The organism is Thauera aminoaromatica (assembly GCF_000021765.1).
GTDB classification, from domain to species: domain Bacteria; phylum Pseudomonadota; class Gammaproteobacteria; order Burkholderiales; family Rhodocyclaceae; genus Thauera; species Thauera aminoaromatica.
On record NC_011662.2, the window covers coordinates 3,509,045 to 3,527,474 of the forward strand.

Annotated in this window: 16 protein-coding genes and 1 pseudogene; 5 read left to right on the forward strand and 12 right to left on the reverse strand. The window is 70.2% G+C overall.

Going from position 1 to position 18,430, the window contains the following annotated elements:
* Positions 1 to 276: 276 nt before the first annotated feature.
* Entirely contained in the window at positions 277 to 2,883 is a 2,607-nt protein-coding gene (locus TMZ1T_RS15445; protein ID WP_004312594.1) for a glycosyltransferase family 2 protein, read from the forward strand.
* A 115-nt stretch (positions 2,884 to 2,998) separates the two neighbouring features.
* Here the strand turns inward: TMZ1T_RS15445 and TMZ1T_RS15450 are convergent, their stop codons facing one another.
* From TMZ1T_RS15450 to TMZ1T_RS15485, 8 genes are all read right to left on the reverse strand, one after another.
* Entirely contained in the window at positions 2,999 to 4,327 is a 1,329-nt protein-coding gene (locus TMZ1T_RS15450) for an SLC13 family permease (RefSeq protein ID WP_004312596.1), read from the reverse strand.
* An 80-nt stretch (positions 4,328 to 4,407) separates the two neighbouring features.
* On the reverse strand, positions 4,408 to 5,661 hold the full coding sequence (locus TMZ1T_RS15455) for a 6-phosphofructokinase (protein WP_004312599.1): 1,254 nt from the start codon (positions 5,659 to 5,661) through the stop codon (positions 4,408 to 4,410).
* A gap of 138 nt (positions 5,662 to 5,799) precedes the next feature.
* The gene (gene adk / locus TMZ1T_RS15460) at positions 5,800 to 6,453 is read right to left on the reverse strand and encodes an adenylate kinase (protein ID WP_004312600.1); all 654 of its coding nucleotides are present in this window, start codon (positions 6,451 to 6,453) and stop codon (positions 5,800 to 5,802) included.
* 87 nt (positions 6,454 to 6,540) lie between these two features.
* Positions 6,541 to 7,326: a 3-deoxy-manno-octulosonate cytidylyltransferase gene (kdsB, locus tag TMZ1T_RS15465; RefSeq protein WP_004312603.1), complete on the reverse strand. Its 786-nt coding sequence runs from the start codon at positions 7,324 to 7,326 to the stop codon at positions 6,541 to 6,543.
* Positions 7,323 to 7,514, reverse strand: coding sequence for a Trm112 family protein (locus TMZ1T_RS15470; protein ID WP_004312605.1), 192 nt, complete (start codon positions 7,512 to 7,514; stop codon positions 7,323 to 7,325). Before TMZ1T_RS15470 ends, kdsB begins: the two co-directional genes overlap by 4 nt.
* A complete protein-coding gene (gene lpxK, locus TMZ1T_RS15475; RefSeq protein ID WP_004312607.1) occupies positions 7,495 to 8,502 on the reverse strand; it encodes a tetraacyldisaccharide 4'-kinase in 1,008 nt (335 codons plus the stop codon). Before lpxK ends, TMZ1T_RS15470 begins: the two co-directional genes overlap by 20 nt.
* Positions 8,503 to 8,536: 34 nt before the next feature.
* On the reverse strand, positions 8,537 to 8,962 hold the full coding sequence (locus TMZ1T_RS15480; protein ID WP_004312609.1) for an ExbD/TolR family protein: 426 nt from the start codon (positions 8,960 to 8,962) through the stop codon (positions 8,537 to 8,539).
* A 10-nt stretch (positions 8,963 to 8,972) separates the two neighbouring features.
* Positions 8,973 to 9,581 (reverse strand): MotA/TolQ/ExbB proton channel family protein, encoded by a 609-nt coding sequence (locus tag TMZ1T_RS15485; protein ID WP_004312611.1) that lies wholly within the window; start codon positions 9,579 to 9,581, stop codon positions 8,973 to 8,975.
* A 362-nt stretch (positions 9,582 to 9,943) separates the two neighbouring features.
* On the opposite strand from TMZ1T_RS15485, the gene xseA reads away from it, so the two are divergent.
* The 4 genes and pseudogenes from xseA (at position 9,944) to tal (ending at position 14,127) form a co-directional block, all read left to right on the forward strand.
* Positions 9,944 to 11,317 carry an exodeoxyribonuclease VII large subunit gene (gene xseA, locus TMZ1T_RS15490; RefSeq protein ID WP_012585867.1) on the forward strand — a complete coding sequence of 458 codons (1,374 nt, stop codon included), beginning with the start codon at positions 9,944 to 9,946 and terminating at the stop codon, positions 11,315 to 11,317.
* A 136-nt stretch (positions 11,318 to 11,453) separates the two neighbouring features.
* Complete coding sequence (locus TMZ1T_RS15495; protein WP_004326425.1) at positions 11,454 to 12,038, forward strand: superoxide dismutase; 585 nt, start codon at positions 11,454 to 11,456, stop codon at positions 12,036 to 12,038.
* 142 nt (positions 12,039 to 12,180) lie between these two features.
* Positions 12,181 to 12,738: pseudogene (locus TMZ1T_RS21615) on the forward strand (pseudouridine synthase); the annotation flags it as partial.
* Positions 12,739 to 13,050: 312 nt separating this feature from the next.
* Positions 13,051 to 14,127 (forward strand): transaldolase, encoded by a 1,077-nt coding sequence (gene tal / locus TMZ1T_RS21620; RefSeq protein WP_040829698.1) that lies wholly within the window; start codon positions 13,051 to 13,053, stop codon positions 14,125 to 14,127.
* Positions 14,128 to 14,169: 42 nt separating this feature from the next.
* Here the strand turns inward: tal and TMZ1T_RS15505 are convergent, their stop codons facing one another.
* From TMZ1T_RS15505 to TMZ1T_RS15520, 4 genes are all read right to left on the reverse strand, one after another.
* A complete protein-coding gene (locus TMZ1T_RS15505) occupies positions 14,170 to 16,077 on the reverse strand; it encodes a chemotaxis protein CheA (RefSeq protein ID WP_012585868.1) in 1,908 nt (635 codons plus the stop codon).
* Between the two features lie 75 nt (positions 16,078 to 16,152).
* Positions 16,153 to 17,007, reverse strand: a complete 855-nt coding sequence (gene cheZ / locus TMZ1T_RS15510; protein ID WP_004309319.1) for a protein phosphatase CheZ — start codon at positions 17,005 to 17,007, stop codon at positions 16,153 to 16,155.
* A 31-nt stretch (positions 17,008 to 17,038) separates the two neighbouring features.
* A complete protein-coding gene (cheY, locus tag TMZ1T_RS15515) occupies positions 17,039 to 17,437 on the reverse strand; it encodes a chemotaxis response regulator CheY (protein ID WP_004309318.1) in 399 nt (132 codons plus the stop codon).
* A 30-nt stretch (positions 17,438 to 17,467) separates the two neighbouring features.
* Positions 17,468 to 18,427: a chemotaxis protein gene (locus TMZ1T_RS15520; RefSeq protein WP_004309317.1), complete on the reverse strand. Its 960-nt coding sequence runs from the start codon at positions 18,425 to 18,427 to the stop codon at positions 17,468 to 17,470.
* Positions 18,428 to 18,430 lie beyond the last annotated feature (3 nt).

Genomic DNA, 18,430 nt, shown 5'->3' on the forward strand with positions numbered 1-18,430 from the left:
ACACGCCGACAAGACGTGCAAAGTGTTGCAAATTGCCACCCCGAGCGGCTCGTAAGGGGCTGAAATGGCGAATAAAATGCGCGCCGTCGGTGTGAAGGGCGGACGCCCTGCCGGGCGCGCGCATTTTGTCACAGTGCGGCCGGGTCGGCGATCGTGGCGGCGCAGCGCCTTCATGGCCTGCCCGCCGCAGCCGCCCGGTGTCACCCCGACACGCGGCCCACGAGGCCCTCGCAATACATCCGCGCCGTACCTGCAGGACGGCGCCCAGGAACCACGATGAAGAACGCCGCCTCCTTCGCAATCCGCATCCTCACCGCAATCGCCATCGCCGCGGTGGTCGCCTTCGCGCAATACTGGATCTGGCAGCAGCTCAACCGCAGCACCGAGTTCATCGGCACCAACCAGAGCATCAAGGGCTTCGCCTACAACGGCTTCCAGCGCGACCAGAGCCCGCTCAAGGGGACCTACCCCACGCGCGCCGAACTCGCCTCCGACCTCGACCTGCTCGGACGCTACTCCGACGGCCTGCGCACCTACGGCGTCAACGACATGCCCGAGCTGCTCGATCTCGCCGGCGAGCGCGACATGCTGGTCACGGCCGGCGCCTGGATCGACGCCCGCCCCGAGTCCAACGCGCGCGAAGTCGCAGCCCTGATCGAGGCGGCACGCAAGATGCGCCACATCGAGCGCGTCATGGTCGGCAACGAGGCCATCCTGCGCGGCGACGTCACGGTCGACGAGCTCATCGTCTATCTCGACGAGGTGCGCAAGGCGATCCGCAAGCCGGTCTCGACCGCCGAGCCCTGGCACGTCTGGCTGCGCTATCCGGAACTCGCCAAGCACGTCGACTACATCACCGTGCACCTCCTGCCGTACCACGAGGGCCTGCCGGTGGACAAGGCGGTGGAGTACGCCTTCCAGCGCTACGACGAGGTCGCGCGCGCACACCCGCGCAAGAAGATCGTGGTCGGCGAAGTGGGCTGGCCGAGCCGCGGCCCGACCATCGACGCCGCCATCCCCTCGCTCGACAACCAGGCGCGCTTCGTGCGCGAGTTCCTCGCCCATCCGCGCACCGCACGCATCGACTACTTCCTGATGGAAGCGATCGACCAGCCGTGGAAGGTGGACGTCGAAGGCTGGGCCGGGCCCTACTGGGGCATGTTCAACGCCGACCGCGAGCCCAAGTACCAGCTCGAGGGCGTGGTCGAACGCGACCCGCACTGGTCGCACAAGGCCAGCAACGCCGCCGCACTCGCCTTCATCCCGATGATGCTGGCGGCCTTCTTCCTGCCCGGCTGGAGCATCGGCGGCCGCCTCTTCCTCGCCGCGCTGATCCAGGCCTGCATCTCGACGCTGATCATCGGCATCAACGTGCCGGTCGAGTACTACCTCACCCAGCGCGACCTCATCGGTCTGGTGCTGCTGATCGGTGCCACCTGCATGACCGCGGCGGTGCTGCTGTCGCACGGCTTCGAGTTCGGCGAGGTGCTCTTCAAGAAGAAATGGGCGCGCCGCTTCACCCCGCTGCCGCCGCACCCGCCCGAGCAGCAGCCCTTCGTGTCCATCCACCTGGCCTGCTACAACGAGCCGCCCGAGATGGTGATCGCCACCATCGACAGCCTGGCGCAGATGAATTACCAGAACTTCGAGGTCCTGATCCTCGACAACAACACCCGCGACGAGGCCCTGTGGAAGCCGCTCGAGCGCCGCTGCGCCGAGCTCGGTCCGCGCTTCCGCTTCTTCCACCTCGCCAACTGGCCCGGCTTCAAGGCCGGCGCGCTCAACTACGGCCTCAAGGTCACCGACCCGCGCGCCGAGGTGGTGGGTGTCGTCGACGCCGACTACGTGGTCGATCCCGACTGGCTGGCCTGCCTGGTGCCGCACTTCGACCAGCCCGAGGTCGCCGTCGTGCAGGCCCCGCAGGCCCACCGCGACTGGGAGGGCCAGCCCTTCAAGCGCATGTGCAACTGGGAGTTCGACGGCTTCTTCCGCATCGGCATGCACCACCGCAACGAGCGCAACGCGCTGATCCAGCACGGCACCATGACCATGGTGCGCCGGCGCGCACTCGAGGAGGTCGGCGGCTGGTCCGAGTGGTGCATCTGCGAGGACACCGAGCTCGGCCTGCGCCTGATCGAGAAGGGCTACGACACGCGTTACATCGACCATATCCTCGGCCGCGGCCTCACCCCCTCGGGCTTCGCCGCGATCAAGAGCCAGCGCTTCCGCTGGGCCTTCGGCGCGATGCAGATCCTCAAGGCCCACCTGCCCCACATGATCGGGCGCAGCACCCTCAACCTCGCCCAGCGCTACCACTTCCTCACCGGCTGGTTCGCCTGGCTGGGCGACGCGCTGCAGCTGGTGTTCGCCTTCGGCAGCCTGCTGTGGACCCTGGGCATCCTGCTCTTCCCCAAGGCCTTCGGCCTGCCGGTGGTGTCGCTCGCGCTGCCGATCTTCGGCTTCATGATCTTCAAGGCAGCGCTCGGCCCCATCCTCTATCGGCGCACGATGGACTGCCCGTGGAAGGACATCCTCGGCGCCTCAATCCTGTCGGTGGGCCTCGCCCACGCGATCGCGCGCGGCGTGTTCGCCGGCCTGGTGAAAAAGAAAGGCGTGTTCGTGGTGACGCCCAAGGGCTGGCGCGGCGGTGGCGCGCTGGCCTTCTTCAACCCCATCCGCGAGGAGATCGGCATGCTGGTCGCGCTGCTGATGGGCGCCGTCACCCTGGTCGCGCAGCGCGGCGCCAACAACCTCGAGACCCAGCTGTGGGTCGGCATCCTGTGCCTGCAGTGCATCCCCTACGTGGCCGCGATCCTGTGCCAGGTGGCGGCCTACATGCCGGAGCGTGGGGCCGCGGCCGGGGAAACGGCCGCGGCAGCGTGAGGAGTCGGGCGCCCGGTGTCGGGTGCAAAGTCGAAACCTCCCGCCGCTCGATCCTCGCCGGGCGGCGGGAAGGTCGGACGCCGTCCGGCCTTCTCCGCTCCAGACGCCTCACTCCTCACGCCACCGCAATCAACGCCGCCAGCACCAGCGCCGGATAGACCAGCACCGTCACCCCGGTTCCGCCCAGGATCATCACCCGCTGCGGCACGTGGCCGGTGCCGAAGACGATCGCGTTGGGCGGAGTGGCAACGGGGAGCATGAAGGCACACGAGGTGCCGACCGCGACCAGCACGGCGAGCGGCGCGCGCTCGACATGCGGGGCGAGACCGAGGAAGAGCGGGATCAGCAGGGCTGCACTCGCGGTGTTGCTGGTGACCTCGGTGAGCAGCAACGCGAACAGCACCATCAGCGCGATGCAGCCCCAGGCCGGCAGTGCGGCGAGCGGTCCACCGAGCTGGGTGGCGAGCCAGGCCGCCGCGCCGCTGGCCGCGAGCGCCTTGCTCAGCGTGAGCCCGCCGCCGAAGAGCAACAGCACGCCCCACTCGGTGCTGCGCTCCACGTCCTGCCAGCCCGCCAGCCGCAAGCCGTGCAGCAGCACGAGCGCGAACAGCGCCACCGCGGCGTCGTAGCCCTGGGCAAAGCCGAGCGCGGCGCCGAGGGGCGCGCCGAACACCCACAGCAGCACGGTGAAGCCGAAGAGTGCGAGCATCTTGCGCTGCGCCGGAGTCCATCCTCCGGGAGGCGGTGGCGGCGTCACCGCCACGTCGAGCCGCGGTCGCAGCACCAGGCGCAGACCGATCTCCATCAGCGGCATCATCACCAGCACCAGCGGCAGACCCCAGCTCATCCATTCGGCGAAATCCATGCCCACCGCTGCCGCGGCGATCGCGTTGGGCGGGCTGCCGACCAGGGTGCCGATGCCGCCGATGTTGGCGGAGAAGGCCACGCCGAGCAGCACGTACATCCAGGTGCGGCGATGTTCGTCGAGCGGCAGCGGGGCGAGCAGGCCAAGCGCCAGCGGCAGCATCATCGCCGCGGTCGCGGTGTTGCTGATCCACATCGACAGGAAGGCGGTCAACCAGAACAGCCAGCGCACCGCGCGCCCGAAGCTGGCCCCCGCGCGGCGCAGGACCTGGCCCGCCATCCAGCGGTCCAGCCCCTGGCGCTGCAGGCCGGCGGCGAGCGCGAAGCCGCCGAGGAAGAGGAAGACTACCGGGTCGGCGAATTGCAGCAAGGCCTCGGGAAAATCCAGCACTCCGCTCGCGGCGGCGAGCAGGGGCACCAGCAGCGCGGTCACGCTCACGTGCAGGGCTTCGGTCAGCCACAGCCAGGCGATCGTGGCGAGCAAAGCAAGCCCGGCTCCGGCGCGGTCCGGCAAACCCTCCAAGCCCCAGAGCAGGCCGAGGAAGAGTACGCCCGCGACGACTAGATTGAGGTTCCGCATCAATTGATCCACCCCTGCGCAGTGGCGCTATCGGCTCGAGCACACACCCGTACGTACGCGGCGTTGCACGCCGATCCGCGTCAGGCCTGCCACGCCGCCAGCCGGCGCGCCACCGGGGCCCAGTCCCAGCGCCCGTAGTCGGGCAGGCCGCCCGCCACCGGCGGCGGAATCTCGCCCTCGATCAGCGGACGCATGTAGTCGCAGGCCGCCGTGGTCACGTGCAGCCCGTCGGCGCGCACGAAACCGTCCGGCAGGCTGCGCTCGAGGTTGGCCACCGCGGCGGTGTCCACCGCGACCACATCCCAGCGGTAGGGCGCATCCTGCAGGCGGCGGATCGCGGGCATGGTCCCGCCCTGGCCGGCGAGCGCGTACTCCACCGCCACCCTTCCGACCGCTTCGGCCTGCGCGCGGTCGGTCGCCGACAGCCAGTGTCCGGCCGAGCGCTGCAGGTAGTCGGGGATCGCCCAGTGGAACTTGTAGCCGAGGCGCTCGTTGATCCGCCGCGCCACTGCCAGACCCGCGCCGCCGAGCTGGACGTAGCCGCGCGCATCGCGCGACTTCTCCATCAGCAGGCTGCCATCCGGTCGGCGGATGCCCTCCGCCACCGTCACCGCACAATAGCCCAGCCGTTCGACGATCTCGCGCACGCGGGCGAGGAAGGCCGCTTCGTCGAAGCGCGCCTCCGGTACCAGCACGATATGCGGGGCGCGGTCCGGGTCGCCCTGCGCGGCGAGCGCGGTGGCCGCGGCCAGCCAGCCGGTGTTGCGCCCCATCACCTCCATGACGAAGACGCTGCCCTTGCTGCCCACCATCGACGCGGTGTCCAGCCCCGCCTCCAGCATCGAAGTGGCGAGGTAGCGCGCGGCCGAGCCGAAGCCGGGACAGCAGTCGGTACCGACGATGTCGTTGTCCACCGTCTTGGGCACGCCCACGCACACCAGCGCATGGCCGCGCCGCGCGGCCTCGGCCTGGATGCGCGCGACCGCGTCCATCGAGCCGTTGCCGCCGTTGTAGAGCAGCCAGCCGATGTCGTGCGCGTCGAAAACCGCGAACAGCCGATCCATCGCCGCGCCGCCGTCGTCGTGCGGCAGATCGAAGCGGCAGGAGCCGAAGGCCCCGCCCGGGGTGCGCGCCAGGCGGACGAGCGCCGCCTCGTCCAGGCCGGCGGTATCGATCAGGGCCTCCTCGAGCACGCCGACGATGCCGCGCCACGCGGCGAACACCTTGCCGACCCGACCCGAGGCGCGCGCGGCCGCGACGACCGCCGCGGCGCTGGCGTTGATGACGGCGGTTACGCCACCGGAATGGGCATACAGAAGGTTCTGCTGGCGCATCGGCCGGGCCTCGTTCGAGCGTTGCCGCGCGCCGCGCCGGGCGGAGATTGCGGCGAGTTCAAAAGCACGCGCGGCCGTCGCCCCGTGGGGGGCGCGGCCGCGCCGGATGAGGCCGGGCATGCCCGGCCGGGGTGCTGCCTACTTCAGCGCCGCGAAGGCGTTCGCGGTGATCGCATCCACCGCGCCGAGGCCGGAGATCTTGCGCACCTTGGGCGCCTTGGCGTCGCCCGAGGCCGCCCACTTGCTGTAGTACTCGACCAGCGGCTTGGTCTGCGAGTGGTAGACGTCGAGGCGCTTCTTGACGGTTTCTTCCTTGTCGTCGTCGCGCTGCACCAGGTCTTCGCCGGTGACGTCGTCCTTGCCCGCGACCTTGGGCGGGTTGTACTTGACGTGGTAGGTGCGGCCCGAAGCCAGATGGGCGCGGCGCCCGCTCATGCGTTCGACGATTTCGGCGTCCGGCACGTCGATCTCGAGCACGAAGTCGATCGGCACGCCGGCGTCCTTCATCGCGTCGGCCTGCGGGATGGTGCGCGGGAAGCCGTCGAACATGTAGCCGGACTTGCAGTCTTCCTGCTGCAGGCGGTCCTTCACCAGGCCGATGATGATGTCGTCGGACACGAGGCCGCCGGCATCCATGACCTTCTTCGCCTCCAGGCCCAGCGGGGTGCCCGCCTTCACCGCGGCGCGCAGCATGTCGCCGGTGGAGATTTGCGGAATGCCGAACTTCTCCTTGATGAAGTTGGCTTGCGTACCCTTGCCGGCTCCCGGCGGTCCCAACAGAATCAGACGCATACTCCCTCCCGTGAATGGCCGGCCATCGAAAATGGCCGTTTCCTTATCGAATAAGCAGCCGAAACTTAACCGACGCGCGCCGGGTGGTCAAACCCCTCCGGCGGCGAAGATCGCGCGCACCCGCTCCAGGTCCTCCTGCGTGTCGACCCCGGCCGCCGGTGCCTGGGCGAGTTCGAGCACGCGGATGCGATAGCCGTGCCAGAGCGCGCGCAACTGCTCGAGCGCCTCCCAGTGCTCCAGCGGCGAGGGCGCGAGCGCCGCATAGCGGCGCAGGAAGCCGACGCGGTAGGCGTACAGGCCGACATGGCGCAGCACCGGCAGCCCTGCGGGCAGGTCGCGCGCACCGTCGCCCCAGGCGTCGCGGGCCCAGGGGATGGGCGCGCGCGAGAAGTACAGCGCGCGCCCGGCGGCATCGCACACCACCTTGACCACGTTGGGGTTGAAGACCTCGACGGGATCGTGGATGGCGTGCGCGGCGGTGGCGATGGCAGCCTCGCCGTCGGCGGCGAGCGCGCGCGCCACCGCAGCGACGATCTCCGGGTCGATCAGCGGCTCGTCGCCCTGCACATTCACCACGATATCCTCGTCGGCCCAGCCGCGCGCGAGCGCGACCTCGGCGAGGCGGTCGGTGCCGCTCGGATGGTCCGGGCGCGTCATCACCACGGCACCGCCCGCAGCCTGCACGACCTCGCGCACGCCCTCGTGGTCGGTGGCGACCCAAGTCTCGCTGGCGCCGGCATGCCGCACGCGCTCGAGCACACGCACGATCATCGGCTTGCCGCCGATGTCGGCGAGCGGCTTGGCGGGCAGCCGGGTCGAGGCGTAGCGCGCAGGGACGACGATGCGGAAGTCGGTGGACATGCCGCCGCTCATTTGCGCAGGGCGTCGACTTCCTCGGCGCTCATGGCGCGCGCCTCCTCGTCCAGCATCACCGGGATGCCGTCGCGGATCGGATAGGCGAGGCGGTCGGCCTTGCACACCAGTTCCTGCTTGTCCTTCAGATAGTCGAGCGGCCCCTTGCACAGCGGGCAGACGAGGATTTCAAGCAGACGTGCGTCCATCTTCGAGTTTCTCCAGGATGCGTTCGGCGGCGCCGGAACCGATCTGCGCCCGCACCGGGTATTCCCAGCAGTCGGCAGGCGCGAAAGCCCGGCATTTTACCGCATCCTTCGCGGTCATCAGGATCGGCGACGCGTCGCCGAAGACGAGATCGGCGGCGACGAAGCGATGATGATCGGGGAAGGCATGGGCGACCACCTCCAGGCCGGCGGCGGCGAGCTGGTCGAAGAAGCGCTGCGGCCGGCCGATCCCGGCCACCGCGTGCACCCGGCGACCACGCAGCGCCGCGAGCGGGAGGCGACACGCAGGGTCGGCGAGCGCGACCACCTCTTCGCCGAAGAGCCGCATCGGAAACACCGGCACGCCGCCGATCGCCGCGCGCAGCTCGGCATCCAGCTCGCCGTGGGCCAGCACCAGATCGACTTCGGCGAGGCGCGCGAGCGGCTCGCGCAGCGGCCCGGCGGGCAGCAGCAGGCGGTTGCCCAGCGTGGCCGCGTCCACCACGGCGATCTCCAGGTCTCTTGCGAGATGGTAGTGCTGCATGCCGTCGTCGGCGATGAGCACGTCGCACTCGGGATGCAGGCGCAGCAGCGCGCGCGCAGCGGCGGGACGGTCCTGCCCCACCACAAGCGGGCAACCGGTAAGACGGGCGAGCAGCACCGGCTCGTCGCCATAGCGGCCGGGGTCGCCGTCTGCGGGCACAAGGGCGAGCCCGCCCTGCGCACTCGCCGTACCGCCATGGCCGCGGCTGACGATGCCGGGGTGGTGGCCAGCGACACGCAGCACCCCGGCCAGCCAGTCGACCACCGGCGTCTTGCCACTGCCGCCGACCGCGACGTTGCCGACCACGATCACCGGCACCGGCAGGCGCTGCGGCTGCGTGAGCGCGCGGCGGCGGCGGGCGAGGAAACCGAACAGCAGGGAGAGCGGACGCAAGGCCTGCGCGAGCAGGCCGCGACGCTGCCAGAACGCTGGGGCCTGCGCAGCCACGTTCAGTCTCCGGGGCGGCGCGGGCCGGAGGACCTCACTGCGCCGACGACTGGGTGGCGAAGGTGATGTGCGGCAGCCCCGCGCGCTGCGCGGCCTGCATCACGTCCACCACGCTCTGGTGCGGGGTGCGCGCGTCGGCGTTGATCACCACCACCGGCGGCGTGTCGCCGTCGGCCGGGGCCGACTTGCCGAGCGCGGCGGCGATCGCCTCGACGCTGCGCTCACCCACTGCCTGGCGATTCACCAGGACCTCGCCGGCGGCGGTCACCGCGACCACGATCTCGCGCGCCTCGGTCTCGCTGCCCTCGGCCTCGGCGGTGGGCAGCTTGATCTCCAGCCCGGAGACCTTGGAGAACGTGGTGGTCAGCATCAGGAAGATGATGATCACCAACACCACGTCGATGAGCGGGATCAGGTTGATCTCGGGCTCGCCGTTGCGGCTGCCGCGACGGAAGTTCATCGCCCCTCCCTTACGCCCGGCGCTCGCCGTGGGAGACCTCGACGAGCTTGATCGCCTGCTGCTCCATGTCGATCACGAAGCTGTCGATCAGCGCGCGGAAGTGGCGCCAGAAAATCATCGCCGGAATGGCGATGATGAGGCCCAGCCCGGTGGTATACAGCGCGATCGAGATGCCCTGGGCGAGCTGGGCCGGGTTGGCGCCGCTCACGCCCTGCGAGGCGAAGATGTCGATCATGCCGATGATGGTGCCGAGCAGGCCCATCAGCGGGCTGATGGAGGCGATGGTGCCGAGCGTGGTGAGGAAGCGCTCGAGGTCGTGCACCACCGCGCGCCCGGTCTCCTCGATCGACTCCTTCATCACCTCGCGCGGGCTGTGCACGTTGCGCAGGCCGGCGGCGAGCACGCGGCCGAGCGGCGAGTGCGCCGCGACGCGCTCGGCCATCTCGGCCGAGGGCCCGATCTGGCGCAGATCGTCGAGGACCTTGTCGAGCAGCCCCGGTGGCACGATGCGCGAACGGCGCAGGGTGATCGAGCGCTCGATGATGAGCGCCACCGCGATGACCGACGCCAGAATCAGGGGCCAGATCGGCCAGCCAACGGCCTGGATGATCGCGAACACGCGGGCTCACCTCTCGATTGGAAAGGCGAGACTCTAGCGCCGCGCCCCCCGCCCGGCAAGCCGCATGCATCACGCTGCGCACGCGGGCACCGGGCATCTGCGGGCACGGGCATGGCCTGCGCACGAGGAGATCGGGAGCGCACGCGGCAATCCACAGAAGCTGTGGATAAGTTTGTGGACGATTTCGGAATCCTGCCCGCAAAGCCCGCAACGGCAGGCTTTCCCTCACTCCGATGCAAAATTGTGCAAGCCATCGAACCTTTACGAATCAATAACTTGCAGAATCACCCCTTATCGATCAAGGACTTGCAAACACACCCTTGACAAGGTCGAAAGCCTGTGGATTCCGCTACAATCCGGCCATGCCCGCGAACCCCCTCTTGCCCGCAAACGGCGCCGCGACGCCCGCCGCGCAGGTCCTCAGCGTCTCCGAACTCAACCGTATGGCGCGCGAGCTGCTCGAATCCGCGCTGCCCCTGATGTGGGTGGGCGGCGAGATCTCCAACCTCGTCCGCGCCGCCTCCGGCCATGTCTACTTCACCCTCAAGGACGCCTCCGCCCAGGTGCGCTGTGCGATGTGGCGCAACCGCGCGCAGCTGCTCGCCTTCCGCCCCGAGAATGGCATGCGCGTCGAGGCGCGCGCGCTCGTCACCCTGTACGAGGCGCGCGGCGACTACCAACTGAGCGTCGAGGCGCTGCGCCCGGCCGGTATCGGCAGCCTGTTCGAGGCCTTCAACCGGCTCAAGGCCAAGCTCGCCGCCGAAGGCCTCTTCGACGAGGCCGGCCGGCGCGCGCTGCCGCGCTACCCGCGCGCGCTCGGTATCGTCACCTCGCCGCAGGCCGCCGCGCTGCGCGACGTGCTGGTGACGCTGCGCCGGCGCGCGCCGCATCTGCCGGTGGTGCTCTACCCCGCGCCGGTGCAGGGCGCCGACGCTCCCGCGCGCCTGCTCGAGGCGGTCCGCTGCGCCGGCCGGCGCGCCGCCGAAGATGGCGTCGATGTGCTGCTGCTGGTGCGTGGCGGCGGCAGCATCGAGGACCTGTGGGCATTCAACGACGAAGCCCTGGCGCGTACCCTGCGCGCCTGCCCGCTGCCGGTGGTGTGCGGCGTGGGCCACGAGACCGACTTCACCATCGCCGACTTCGCCGCCGACCTGCGCGCACCCACGCCGAGCGGCGCCGCCGAGCTCGCCAGCGCCGGCTGGTACGCTGCGCGCGCCGAACTCGCAGTGCTCGAACCGCGCCTGCGCCGCGCCGTCGAGCGCCGCTTCGGCGAGCTCGCGCAGCGCCTGGACCGCGCCGCGCTGCGCCTGGTGCATCCGCGCGAACGCCTGCGTCGCGAGCGCGACACGCTGGCGCGCCTGGGCGAGCGCCTGCACCACGCCACCGCGCGTCGGCTCGAGGCCGCCGACCTGCGCGCCACCCGCGCCGGGCTCCGCCTGCGTGCCGCAGCGCCGCGCCCGCAAGCGCTCGCCGCGCGCGTCGACATGCTAGGTGGGCGCCTCGCGCGCGCAGCCACACGCCTGCTGGAAGCCCGCAGCCAGCGCCTCGACGCCCTCGCCGCCCACCTCCAGCATCTCGCGCCACAGGCGGTACTGGCGCGCGGCTATGCCATCGCCCGTGACAAGCAAGGCCGCGTCCTGCGCAGCACCGCCGGCATCCCCGAGGGCGCCGCGGTGAGCGTGCAGCTCGCGGACGGCCGCCTCGACACCCGGGTCATCGGCCACGGGAAGGCCTGAGCGCACGGGTTCCGCAAATCCCCCGCATGGGCTTACCATGCGGGAAGCAAGCTTGTTCGGGGTCTAAATCCAGACTAAAATGGTCCGGCTTCTACCCCCAACCCGAACACAGACAGACCAACAACGGAGATCACGCATGGAACACACCCTGCCCGCCCTGCCCTATGCCAAGGACGCCCTCGCCCCGCACATCTCGGCCGAGACCCTGGAGTTCCACTACGGCAAGCACCACCAGGCCTACGTCACCAACCTGAACAACCTGATCAAGGGCACCGAGTACGAGAACCTCGACCTCGAAGCCATCGTCAAGAAGGCCCCCGCCGGCGGCGTGTATAACAACTCCGCGCAGGTGTGGAACCACACCTTCTTCTGGAACAGCATGAAGCCCAACGGCGGCGGCGAGCCCAGCGGCGCGCTGGCCGACGCGATCAAGGCCAAGTGGGGCTCCTTCGACGACTTCAAGAAGGCCTTCCAGGCCTCCGCAGTCGGCAACTTCGGTTCCGCCTGGACCTGGCTGGTCAAGAAGGCCGACGGCTCGGTCGACATCGTCAACATGGGCGCCGCCGGCACCCCCCTGACCACCGGCGACAAGGCCCTGCTCTGTATCGACGTGTGGGAACACGCCTACTACATCGATTACCGCAACCGTCGTCCGGACTTCGTCGCCACCTTCCTCGACAAGCTGGCCAACTGGGACTTCGCGGCGAAGAACTTCGCCTGATTCCCGGAGCCGGCCCGCGGCCGGCCGAGCTGGATGCGAAAGCGACCCGCGTGGTCGCTTTCGTGCTTTATGGCCGGTACGAGCGTCGGCGCGCGCGCGCAGCCCCCTGCGCGTCGGCGAGGCGCCACCGACGAGACACGAGATGCTCGAGATCCTCTACCGCGACGACTGGCTGGTTGCGATCCACAAGCCCTCCGGCCTGCTCGTGCACCGCAGCCCGATTGCCGCGCACGAGGAACGCTTCGCGGTGCAGCTGCTGCGCGACCAGCTCGGCCGCCGCGTGTATCCCGCCCACCGGCTGGATCGCGGCACCTCGGGCGTGCTGCTGTTCGCGCTCGATCGCGAGGTGGCGCGCACGCTCGCGCAGCGTTTCGAGGCGCAGGCGGTCGACAAGCGCTACCTGGCGGTCGTGCGCGGGCATCCGCCCGAGCACGGCGTGATCGAGCACGCGCTGGTACGCCGACTCGATGCGGTCGAAGTGCGCAGCGGCAAGGGCGCCGGGGCCCGCGACGCGCTGCCCGAGGATGTCGACGACAGTGATTCGCCAGAGGCTGCCGAGCCGGTCGCCCAGCCCGCGCGCACCCGCTTCCGCCGCCTCGCCACGGTCGAGCTGCCGCACGCGGTGGACCGCTACCCCAGCAGCCGCTACGCGCTCGTCGAGCTCCTCCCCGAGACCGGCCGCCGCCATCAGCTGCGCCGCCACCTCAAGCACATCGCCCACCCGATCATCGGCGACGCCACCTACGGCAAGGGCCGCCATAACCGCCTGTTCCAGGCGCTCTTCGGCAGCCACCGCCTGCTGCTCGCGTGCACGCGGCTGGCGCTGGCGCATCCGGTGACGGAGCGCCCGCTGGAGATCGTGGCGCCGGTGGCGGAGGATTTTGCCGCGGTGCTCGCGGCGCTCGGCTGGCAGACGGCACAGCGCAGCACTTTCGAGGCAGAATCCAGGCTTTCCGCCGCCCGCGGGCCCGCGCCCGAGCGGCCCCGTTCCCACGACACTCCAGGTAGAACGATGAACCCGCTGCTCCAGGTACGCCAGCACGGCCAGCAGATCTGGCTTGACAACCTCTCCCGCACCCTGCTCGAGGAAGGCCACCTCGCCCGCTTCGTCGCCGACGACGGCGTCGCCGGCGTGACCACCAACCCGGCGATCTTCCACAAGGCGATTTCCGGCGGGCGTTATTACGAGGACGATCTCGCCGCGCTCAAGCAGCAGCCGCTGAGCGCCGAGGCGCGCTACGAGGCCCTGGTGATCCCCGACGTGCAGCGCGCCTGCGACCTGCTCGCACCCCTGCATCGGGACAGCGGCGGCAGCGCCGGCTACGTCAGCCTGGAAGTCTCGCCCGCGCTCGCCCACGACGCCGACGGTACCGTGGCCGCCGGCCTGCGCCTGAAGGCCGCGGTCGACCGCCCCAACCTGCTGATCAAGGTGCCCGCCACGCCGGCGGGCCTGGTCGCCATCGAGCGCCTGATCGGCGAGGGCGTCAGCGTCAACGTCACGCTGATGTTCTCGCTCGCGCACTGCGAGGGGGTGGCCGAGGCCTACCTGCGCGGGCTCGCGCGTCTGCGCGCGGCGGGCGGAGACGTCGCGGGCGTGATGTCGGTGGCGAGCCTGTTCCTGTCGCGGGTCGACACCCTGGTGGACAAGCTGCTGGAAGAGCGCGGCGGCGACCTGCCGGCGCTGCGCGGCCGCACCGCGGTGGCGATGGCACGGCTGGCCTACGAGGCCTACCAGGAGCGCTTCCACGGCGCCGGCTTCGAGGACCTGGCCGCGGCGGGCGCACGTCCGCAGTACATGTTGTGGGCAAGCACCGGCACCAAGAACCCGGCCTACAGCGACCTGCTCTACGTCGAGCCGCTGATCGGTGCCGAGACCATCAACACCCTGCCCGACGCCACGCTCGACGCCCTGCGCGACCACGGCCGCGTGGCCTCGACGCTGGAACAGGATGTCGAGCAGGCCGCCGCCCACTTCACCGCGCTCGCGGCCGCCGGCATCGACCTCGTGGCCGTGGGCGAGCGCCTGCAGCAGGAAGGCCTGGCGCAGTTCGAGCAGGCCTTCGCAGGGCTGCTCGAACTCACCGCCTGAGTTGCCACCTCGCTCGCCAGCCGAGCACGACCGGGGCGGCGGCTACGCCGCCTCGAACAGCGTCGAGCGCGACACGCTGCGCCGATCGCCGGCCGACTCGAGCAGCTCCTTCATGTCGAGGATCAGCACGATCTGGCCGTTGGCGAGCGTGGTCACCCCGGCCACGCCCTTCGGTCGGAAGACCTCGAGCGACTTGATCACCGCGTCCTCGCGCCCGGCGAAGCTGTCGATCGCGAGAATGAACACCGCGGCGCCCGACTGCATCACCACGCCATACTGCGGCACCGCCTCGCGCGGCCAGCCGAGCAGCGCGGACAGCGGCACGATCGGCAGCACCTCGCCGCGCACCACCATGGTGGCCTTGCCACCGACGTCCTGGATGCCGCCCGGCTCGATCGGCAGGATCTCGCGCACCATCGACAGCGGCACGGCGAAGGGCTGATCGCCGAGGCGCACCAGCAGCACCGGCAGGATCGCCAGGGTCAGCGGCAGGTGGATCAGCAGCGTGGTGCCCTTGCCGAGCTGGGACTGGATCTCGATGCTGCCGTTGAGTTTCTGGATGTTGGTGCGCACCACGTCCATGCCGACGCCGCGGCCGGACACGTCCGACACCTTCTCGGCGGTGGAAAACCCGGGCAGGAAGATGAGGTCGTAGCTCTGGCGCTCATCGAGCGTGCTCGCCTCCTCGGCGGTGATCACGCCTTGCGCGAGCGCCTTCGCGCGCAGCCTCTCGGGATCCATGCCGCGGCCGTCGTCGGCCACGGTGATCACGATGTGGTCGCCCTCCTGGCGCGCCTCCAGGCGCAGCACCGACTTGGCCGGCTTGCCGGCGGCGGCGCGCCGGGCGGGATCCTCGATGCCGTGATCCACCGCGTTGCGGATGAGGTGGATGATCGGGTCGGAGAGATCCTCGACCATGGTCTTGTCGATCTCGGTGTCCTCACCGACCAACGCCAGCTCGACCTCCTTGCCGAGGTTGCGCGCGAGATCGCGGGCGATGCGCGGGTACTTGTGGAAGAGCCGGCCGATCGGCTGCATGCGCGTCTTCATCACCGCGTTCTGCAGATCGGAGACGAGCAGGTCGAGCTGGCTCACCGCCAGGTCGAGCGCCTGCAGGGTCTCGGTGTCGGTGCGGCCGGCAAGGATGTCGCTGCGCAGCGCGTTGAGCCGGTTCTTGGTGAGGCCGATCTCGCCCGAGAGGTTGAGCACCTGATCGAGGCGGGCGGTGTCCACCCGGATCGAGTTGTCGCGCTGACGCTCGCCCTCGCGCCGACCGACCGGCGCGCCGGCACCGGGCACGTCGCTGGCGCGGCGGCCGAAGGCGGCGGCGACCACCGGGTCGGCAGCCGCCGCGGCGGCGGCGGGCACGAGCGCGGGAAGCGGCGCGGGCCGCGGGATCGCGGGCGCCGCGACGGGCGCTCCGGCCGGCGCGGTCGCGCCGGTGACCGCAGCATACAAGGCATCCCAGTCGGGCCCGCCCGGCCGCGGCAGGACCACCCCGGCGGGCCGCACCTCGGCGGCGGGCGCGACGGGTGCCCCCGCGGCGGCTGCCGCCGGTCGCCCGGCGCACGCGGCGCGCAGCGCCTCGAGCAGGTCGGGCGCAGCCGGCCCCGGACGGTTGCCGCGGCCCAGATCGACAAACATGTCGCGCACCGCGCCGGTCGCCGACAGGATCACGTCCATGCGCTCGGGGGTGACCTCGAGCTCGTGCTTGCGCAGGCGATCGAATAGGCTCTCGGTGAGGTGGCACAGGGTCACCAGCTCGGCCGCGCCGAGGAAGCCCGCGCCGCCCTTGATGGTGTGGAAGCCACGGAAGATGTCGTTGAGCAGGCCGGGGTCATCCGGGCTGTGCTCGAGTTCGACGAGCTTGTTGTCGACGTCGGACAGCAGGTCGCCGGCTTCGACGAGGAAGTCCTGCAGCAGATCCTCCATCCCGGCAAAATCACTCACGGCTTGCTCCTGGTTGCGGTGCGACCCCACGCGGGACGATCACCGGTTCGCGCGGGGTCCGGCCCCGCGGCTTGGTCAGAATCCGAGACGCTCGAGCAGCTCGTCGACCTGGGCCTGGTCCTGCACCACGTCGCTGCGCCCGGCCGGGTCGATCACCGGTCCGTTGAGCAGCCCGGCCGCCTGCTCGGGCTCGAGCACCTGCGCCGGCGCGGCCTCGATCAGCACCTGCAGCAGCTGGGTCTCGAGCGTGCGGGTGAGCTCGACCAGGCGCTTGATCACCTGTCCGGTGAGGTCTTGGAAGTCCTGCGCCATCATGATCTCGTGCAGCTGCGCGCCGGTGCTGCGCGCGCCGTCGCCCACCGTGCCGAGGAAGGCGCGCGTGTCGGCGGAGAGTTCGCGGAAGGCCTCGGGACTCAGGCGGCCGGCGTAGAGTTCGTCCCAGCGCGCGCACAGCGCATCGGCCCCGTTCGCGAGTTCCGTCTGGATCGGCCCTGCCACGTCGGTGGCGTTGAGCACCCGGCTGGCCGCCTGCTCGGTGGTGCGGGCGACGTAGGTGAGGCGCTGGCGCGCGTCGGGCACGGCCTCGGCCGCCCGGTGCAGCGTGGTGTCGAGGCCGAGCTCGCGCAGCGCGTCATGGACCTGGCGGGCGAGCTGGCCGAGACGGTTGTACACCACGCCCTCGCCAGCCGCCGCGCCGGCATTCTCGACCGTGCCGCCCGCAACCGGCGCCGCGGCGCCAGCCTGCTCGGCGACGGCGTCGAAGAGCGCCTGCAACTCGTCGTTATCCCCGGACTCGTCGACCGGCAGGATCGATGCCGCCGGCTCCGCACCCGCACCCGCCGCGGCGAAGGGGTCGGCGGCAATGCTGTCGAAGAGCGCCTGCAATTCGTCTGAATCGCCCATCGAGTCCACCTTGGACTTCTTGCTCATATCCATGCTCCGTCTGCGCTGCGGACGAGGTTCATGCCCGGCCGCGGCCCATCTTCTCGAAAATCTTCTCCAGCTTCTCGGCCAGCGTCGCCGCGGTGAAGGGCTTGACCACGTAGCCGCTGGCACCGGCCTGCGCGGCGGCGATGATGTTTTCCTTCTTGGCCTCGGCGGTGATCATCAGCACCGGCAGGTGCTTGAGCTCGGGCGTGCGGCGGATGCTCTGCAGCAGGGTCAGGCCGTCCATGTTGGGCATGTTCCAGTCGGTGACGACGAAGTCGTAGGGGCTGGACTTGAGCTTCTGCAGCGCCACCGCGCCGTCCTCGGCCTCGTCGACGTTGGCGAAGCCGAGCTCCTTCAACAGGTTGCGCACGATGCGGCGCATGGTCGAGAAATCGTCGACGACGAGGAAGCGGGTCTTGGGATCGGACATCAGATGTCTCCGGGTTCTTTGCCTGTTCGGTCAGGAAGTCCGACGCGCCCGTTGCAGCATCGGGCGGATGGTGTCGGCCAACACTTCGGCGTCGAATTTTGCCACGTAGGCGTCCACCCCGACCCGCGTGCCCATGGCGCGGTTGGCCTCGGACGACAGCGAGGAGTGCATGACCACCGGGATGCCGGCGAAGCGCGTGTCGCTCTTGATGCGGCGGGTGAGCACGTAGCCGTCCATCTCGGGCATCTCGGCGTCGAGCATGATGAGGTCGATCTCGTCGATCAGCCGGTGCCCGGTGTTCTCGGCGTGGGCGGCCAGGCTGTCGAGCCGCTTCCACGCCTCCATGCCGTTGGTCGCGTGCTTGTGGCGCACACCGAGGCGGTCGAGCACCTCGGTGATCTTGCGGCGCGCGACCATGGAGTCGTCGACGAAGAACACATTCACCTCGTGGCCGTTGCCGATCGGCGCGATGTCGCCGACCACCGCCTCGCCGAAGGTGTCGGCGAGGATGGACTCGACATCGAGGATCGACACCAGGCGGCCGTCGTCGAGCTCGGTGATCGCGGTGATGAAGCCCTGCGTGCCGGTCGACACGTTCTCGGGCGCACGCACGCGCTCCCAGTCCACGCGCACGATGCGGTCGACCGAATCGACCAGGAAACCGAGCGTGCGCTTGCTGTATTCGGTGACCATCATCGCCTCGCCGAGCGGCGCCCCCGCAGAGGTCAGCCCGAGGATGACGCCGAGCGAGAGCACCGGGATAACGTTTCCGCGCAGCGAGATCAGGCCCTCGACACCGCGCGGCATGTTGGGTGTGCGGGTGATGAAGGGCGTGCGCGAGACCTCGCGCACCTTGAAGACGTTGATGCCGAAATGCTCGCCGGTACCGAGCGAGAACAGCAGGATCTCCATGCGGTTCGAGCCGGCCAGCGTGGCGCGGCCATCGACCGCGTCGAACAGGGCGGATTCTTCGTGACGGTTGTGTTCCATGGC